This window comes from Herbivorax alkaliphila (assembly GCF_030848475.1).
Classification (GTDB): Bacteria; Bacillota; Clostridia; order Acetivibrionales; family Acetivibrionaceae; genus Herbivorax.
In genome coordinates, this window is the sequence record NZ_JAVDDS010000086.1 from 1 (window position 1) to 6,106 (window position 6,106).

A 6,106-nucleotide genomic window follows, 5' to 3' on the forward strand; every position below is an offset into this window, starting at 1 on the left:
CTGCATACCCAACGTGGCTGAGGCTTAGATAGCTCCTATCTTGACGAAGCCATGTGGCACGGCTCGTTCTCCTTGCTTCTTCTTTCCGTGCCCTCTGTGGGTATGCGTTGTTGAACGAAGTACCCCTAAAAATGAACTCTCTAGAAGCATACCCTAAAAACTCTTCATTCATTTTTCCTAAACCTTTAAAATTTAGGTGCGATTAAAAATGCATATGCATATAACACTGTACATATTGCACCTATTGTTATTCCAAATATCGCTCTTACCATTCCATGTTTATGTGTATTTTTTTTAATATCTCTTATTGCAAGAATGCCAAATATTACTGCCAATGGAGCAGGTATTAATAGAGGTGAAAAAAGACCTAGGTATCCTGCTGCAATAGCATATCCAGATCTCCCAACTGGCAACAACATCCTCATTACAGCATCAGGTTCTCCCACACCCGTTCGCACACCACAATGTACACATACAACCGCTTTATTATTGATTTCCTTACCACATTCCCGACAAAACATTATTTCTTTCCTCCTAGAATCCTATGTACCAAGTATTAATTATTTGTACAATTATGTCAATATCCAATATAAATAATTTACTTTATTACTTTTATTTTAATCTCAAAAGTTTATATATAAATAATAAACTTCCACAATAAGAATCTACGTAGACTCTTATTATTCAGAGGTATTTCGTTCAACTTCGGCATACAAGAAGCCTTTGAGGGGTTACATAGCTCCTATGTCCCCGAAAAGGTTTGGTGAGCGACTCGTAATTCATTACTACCCTTGTATGCGTTGTTAAGTGTAGTTGGTCGCCCTCTTGTTCAGAGGCCGCTAGGATGGAGGCCTCTCAAATAAAACTATGAAAATTTTTTTTTATTTTCCAATGTTATTCCATTTTCTACATTGTCCTATTCTTTTTCCATTATCGCCTTGTTCTTTATCATATGAAAACTGTTTTAGTAAATCACAAGGAAATTCCTCGCATTTTCCACAATACTCTAGTTTTTTGGTTTCACAACATAATTTTACTGGACAATTTTCTCCCCAAAAAGGCTTTGAAATACTAACGCATCCTTCACATTTCATAGGTTCTTTGTATTCACATTCACTACAAAGCATACCACATCTTGATTCAATCATTTTTTTCTTCCCCCCTCATTAATTTCCTTTTGTAATTTCTTACTTAGTGAATTGAATATCAATTCATAAGACATATCAATCATTTTTTTCAAAATTTCATCAGGTACATCACCATCTAAATACACTGAATTCCAATGTGCTTTATTCATGTAATATCCTTCGCTAATATGTTTATATTGTTTTCTCAACGATTCTCCAAAACTTGGTTCGCACTTCAAGGTTATGATTGCCTTTTTATTTTTATCGCCTCCTTGCATAGCAAACATTTTTCCCGCGAGTAGATATCTTTTTGCATCCATTCAATTTTAAAATCACTTATTGCTCCCTTTTTTGAAAGACAATATTCTTCCAGCCATTTATATTTATAGTTCCTCCAGTATTTAATTGATTTCAATTCTATATTCTTCATCGGCAAACTTACTCACCCGCCGCAGGAAGCGGCGGTCTTGCGACCAATTGCACTTAACGGTTTGGCATGCCCGACGCCGTCAAAACCTACAAGGAGGCACTCATGCCCAGCAAGACTTCGCGGGCTAATGTGCCGACTGACTCGGTGGCTTTGACGGTGTGGTGCGGCTAACTTCATGCCCTACCCGCAAAGCCTTACTACATGAACCTTCTCATCCGCACCTTTACGGAGCATGCAGTGTTCTATGATGGACTGTGCCCCTCGAAGCCAGAGCCACAGGACGTGGCGCCTAAACATTTACTAATCTTTTCAGTTACTTAAGTTTATTATTTTAAGTTAAAACCCACAATATACCATTGCACAAAATATATTTGCTTTGGATTATTTTCATAGTATGTATTTTAGAATGTCTGTCAAATCATCTGTATCAACTGTATACATTGCACTCTCTTTAACAATTGGTGAACTGTTTATAGCAATAGACTTTGCACAGTATTTAAAAACTGGAATATCTGTCGCCCCATCTCCAACAGCAATACATTCTTCAGGCTTTATATTATTACTATTACAAAAATCTTTCAAACACTCAATTTTTTGTTCTGCCCCAATATATTCAAGAATTTTTCCAGTAAAAACTCCATCAACAACTTCATATTCACTACCATAATAACTATCAAACCCCCAAATATTGCAAACAACTTTAGCTACCTGCTTTGGTCCAACAGTAATTACAATTGATTTAATATTATGTACATGTAATACATTAACTACATTCATTATATTTTTTATAGGTTTTACAATATCCAAAAAACAGTGAGCAATTTTGCTTTCTTCAAGACCTAAAAGCAATTCCGCTCTAAGATAATCTGCTGATATATAGTTAATCAAGCCTTTTTCTTCCTGTTCTTGAATAAAGAAGTGCTCTTTTTCTTTTCCATTTATTATGCATGGTAACATAACAGAATGGATTTCTCTAATCAGAGTATCATCCAAATCAAAACAAATAAGCTTCACTTTCTCCACTCTATACACCTGCCTAAAAATTTACTTTAAAAGATTTAACACTTATTATATATCCTTTAATTATGACCTCAGAGCCTAACCTAGCCACACGACGTGGCGGAGAAACCCCTGCACAGTCTGTCATAGAACGTTGTGGATTTCCAAAGTTCATAAGCCTTAGCCAGACTTGGCTTGGCGAATGAATTTGGGTAAAGCGTAGCGAAACTGGAAATCCTTTGTTCTTTGATGTATGGTGCCTTACAAAGCCCTACTTATACATCCTTTAAACATATTTCTTTAACATACATTTTATATCGTTTGCCAACTTTATTGAAGCCTCTATCTCAACTTTTCTAACTGATACGCTTTCTACATTACATCCTATTGGAATTCCTTTCTCTATAGAAAATTCTAATAAATCATTAAAAATAGACTTAGATAGAGAAATAGACTTATTTAATATATCTTCAGAATTCATTAAATCATTCTCAAGCCACTTAGGTATGCTAATTCCTAGCCATTTCATAAACTCTAATGTTTTTATTGATCCACACGGTGTTAGTGTAAATATAATTGGAGCAATCTCTAAATTGTTAAACCTACAGTAATAGTAATAATCTGATAAAAAATCTTTCGCTGATTCTAAATTGTAGACCGCTTGTGTTATAAAATATTTGCACCCTTGTTTATATTTATTTACTATTCTTAGATGCTCATCTTTATTTTTCATGTGTCTTTCAGGTATCGCTACTCCACCCAAAATAGTATTTTGACTTAATTCCCTATTAATCTCATAAGCTTTTGATAATTTTAAGGGGACTAACTGATTTCTTGATGAAGCTCCAACAAAAACATTAAAATTATTACCATCTCTATTATTTGATATTAGTTCACAAAACTGGCTTTGCGTGTATTTAGCCACACACCTGTAAACTATTTTTGGAATTTCTAATTCCTTTAAATACTCCTCGCTGTATTCTAAAGGATCAATTGTTTCTATAAAAGGAAAAGGTCTAATATTCTGATTTCTATCCTTTTCATCATGAATGTCATAAATAGCAAGTCCGTCTATGTCTAGCTTTTTTATTCGCTCAATTTGTTTTTTTGATATTTCAGTAATTTTTTCTATTGAATTGTTAATTTTCGGTGGCGTTATACCATAAATAATAATTCCAAGTTTTTTATTTAATATTTTTTCCTTTAACATTAAAACCTCCACAAATAATATGATTTCTTCAAAGACTTTCTCATTAAGCACCATATTTCAAAGAACGTCGAGCGTCTACAACGTGTCCGAAGCTTAGATAACTCCTATCTTGCTGAGGACATGTGGTGCAGTCCTTCTACATGTTCAATCTCTAGAGACATACTCCATGTATTACTTACTGCACCCTTGTGAAGACGCATTGATATGTGATGGAATGGGCTTAGCGAAGCCATGGATGGCGAAGCGACTACTCCAAAGAACTTCTAATACATTTTTTTGAATATTTAATCTTCAAGCCAATCTTCCCAGAATAATAATTCAATATCTTTGTTTTCATGATGAATTTTACTTAATATTTTCTCCTTTTCATTTTCTGTTAATGGATTTTGCTCTAACTTAACTGGATTCTCTCTTCCTCTTGAAGCTTCTTTTATGTAACCTAATGCTTTTATAAAATTATCAAAAGTTGAAGAGATTAATTGTGAGTTCCATTTTCCTACACCGTGTATAGCAGTAAATACTGGAAATTCACTATTGCTCATATCTGTAAAAATTGCATCACCACAACAATCCTCATATCCAATTACTAACCATTCCTTTTTCCAATCTTCATCGCTTATACCTGTTAAGATATTTCCATTTTCATCAACACTATATCCGACTTGAGCCTCATCTAATTCCTCTACCTTATAAAGGTAAACTGTAGTATATCCCAAAGAGATTTCATTTAATTCAATTTTATTTCTTTTTATCATATATTCATTAATTAAATTCAATGCAGACACTCCCTAATACAATATACTCTCAAAGCCCAACTTAGTGAGCCATGGACGGCGAACGTCTCAACTAAGCCCATTCTATCATATATCGTTTTGATTCACGACGTTCCTGAACCGGACCCACAGAGCCTTTCTTCTTTGGCGGCCTTGGCCCGGTGAAGGAATGTGGCGAGTCCTTCTTCATGTTGATACTTCAGATCTCTGCTACATGCTTTTTCTCACGAGCCCTTGTGTGAATCTGTTGTTATCGGATTTTGGACGCCCCGCGAAGCAAGAGCCACAGGACGTGGCGACCTCAAATAGCCTTTTAATCGACTAATTTCCTATCATACAAAATGTATGATTTTCGTCAATGAATACCTTATACTCCTTATTAACAGTTATAGCAGATTCTTTACCTAATTCATATTCATCTTCCTTCAACCACTTTATTCCTGAAATTCGAACCCAGTTACTAATTTCAATATCATGTATCATTTCTACAAAACTCTCAATTATAAATAATAATTTTTCATAATTCTCAGGTATTGCGTATACATTAACAGCTTGCATCTTAATTTCTTTAATTAAGGTTGGTTTATCGTTTTGGCTTATGTTTGTAATAACATCAATAGTTGAAAGTATGCAAGCTTGAACCATAGCTCTTAAATCATGATGTCTCATAAGACCTGGCATCAATTCAATCCGTTTCTCATGTTGTGATAACACAGAAATCAAATCCTTATAATAACCTTCAAAAACAAGTGCATCAAGGAAATCACCTTCAGAAGACCACTCACTCAATAGTTTTTGTGGTATTAGTTGATTACTTGTTTTCAATATACCTACATTGCTTAATTCTAATTTTACAGTCTCCCATGAAAGTAGCTCAATATATATCATATCTATTGAAAGTGGACCTAACCACCTTCCTGACTCATCTGGCAAACTAATATGAATTTCCGTATCACCACCGTCATAATGGTCCCAAGCTGCAATCCAGAATACACGACTAAAACTTGAACGTATATAGTTATTTGTTTGACCAAGTCCTAGGTTTATTAACTTATCAGTTATTATTGTAACTTGATCGATTAATTTTAATATTTCAATAATAGATGGTCTATATGTTGGTTCGTGCTTAGAATTATTATATGCCTTCCTCAAATCGTGAAACAGGTCAACTTCGTTCTGAACAAAGCCATAATTTAAAAGCTCATTAATAAAAACAACCAAATTATTTCTTGAGCTTATCGAAGGGAAAATAACACTTTTGAGGAATAGCTCAAATTTTGTTCCTATTGAGGAAAGAATATCTTTTAACTCATCTATTTCAAAATCCCTTTTAGATAACTCTTCTAATTTCACCTTACATTCTTGTAAGTAACCACCAAACCTATCTCCAAAAGTTGCCATAAAACACCCCATTCTACTTTTTAATGCTACTAATTCAAACAATCATAATCAAGCTAAAAAGCAACTTAATACCATTCATATGTAAAAAAATATACTCCATAGACTTTCCTAAAAAATCTGCCGCAGGACGCGGCAATCCTTGCGTCCAATTTCCGATAACTTCGCA

The 6,106-nt window shown here is 34.2% G+C and carries 6 protein-coding genes and 1 pseudogene; all 7 read right to left on the bottom strand.

Features of this window, described 5'->3' with window-relative positions; all coding sequences use genetic code 11:
- Positions 1-185: 185 nt before the first annotated feature.
- Positions 186-521: a DUF4190 domain-containing protein gene (locus tag RBH29_RS16880; RefSeq protein WP_306698175.1), complete on the bottom strand. Its 336-nt coding sequence runs from the start codon at positions 519-521 to the stop codon at positions 186-188.
- A 360-nt stretch (positions 522-881) separates the two neighbouring features.
- Positions 882-1,148, bottom strand: coding sequence for a DUF3795 domain-containing protein (locus tag RBH29_RS16885; RefSeq protein WP_306698176.1), 267 nt, complete (start codon positions 1,146-1,148; stop codon positions 882-884).
- Positions 1,145-1,557 (bottom strand): annotated as a pseudogene (locus tag RBH29_RS16890) (MmcQ/YjbR family DNA-binding protein). Before RBH29_RS16890 ends, RBH29_RS16885 begins: the two are co-directional and overlap by 4 nt.
- A 387-nt stretch (positions 1,558-1,944) precedes the next feature.
- Positions 1,945-2,580: an HAD family hydrolase gene (locus RBH29_RS16895; RefSeq protein ID WP_306698177.1), complete on the bottom strand. Its 636-nt coding sequence runs from the start codon at positions 2,578-2,580 to the stop codon at positions 1,945-1,947.
- Positions 2,581-2,842: 262 nt separating this feature from the next.
- Positions 2,843-3,766: a methylenetetrahydrofolate reductase gene (locus tag RBH29_RS16900; protein WP_306698178.1), complete on the bottom strand. Its 924-nt coding sequence runs from the start codon at positions 3,764-3,766 to the stop codon at positions 2,843-2,845.
- Between the two features lie 284 nt (positions 3,767-4,050).
- Entirely contained in the window at positions 4,051-4,542 is a 492-nt protein-coding gene (locus tag RBH29_RS16905; RefSeq protein ID WP_306698179.1) for a hypothetical protein, read from the bottom strand.
- A 318-nt stretch (positions 4,543-4,860) separates the two neighbouring features.
- Positions 4,861-5,940: a hypothetical protein gene (locus RBH29_RS16910; protein WP_306698180.1), complete on the bottom strand. Its 1,080-nt coding sequence runs from the start codon at positions 5,938-5,940 to the stop codon at positions 4,861-4,863.
- Positions 5,941-6,106 lie beyond the last annotated feature (166 nt).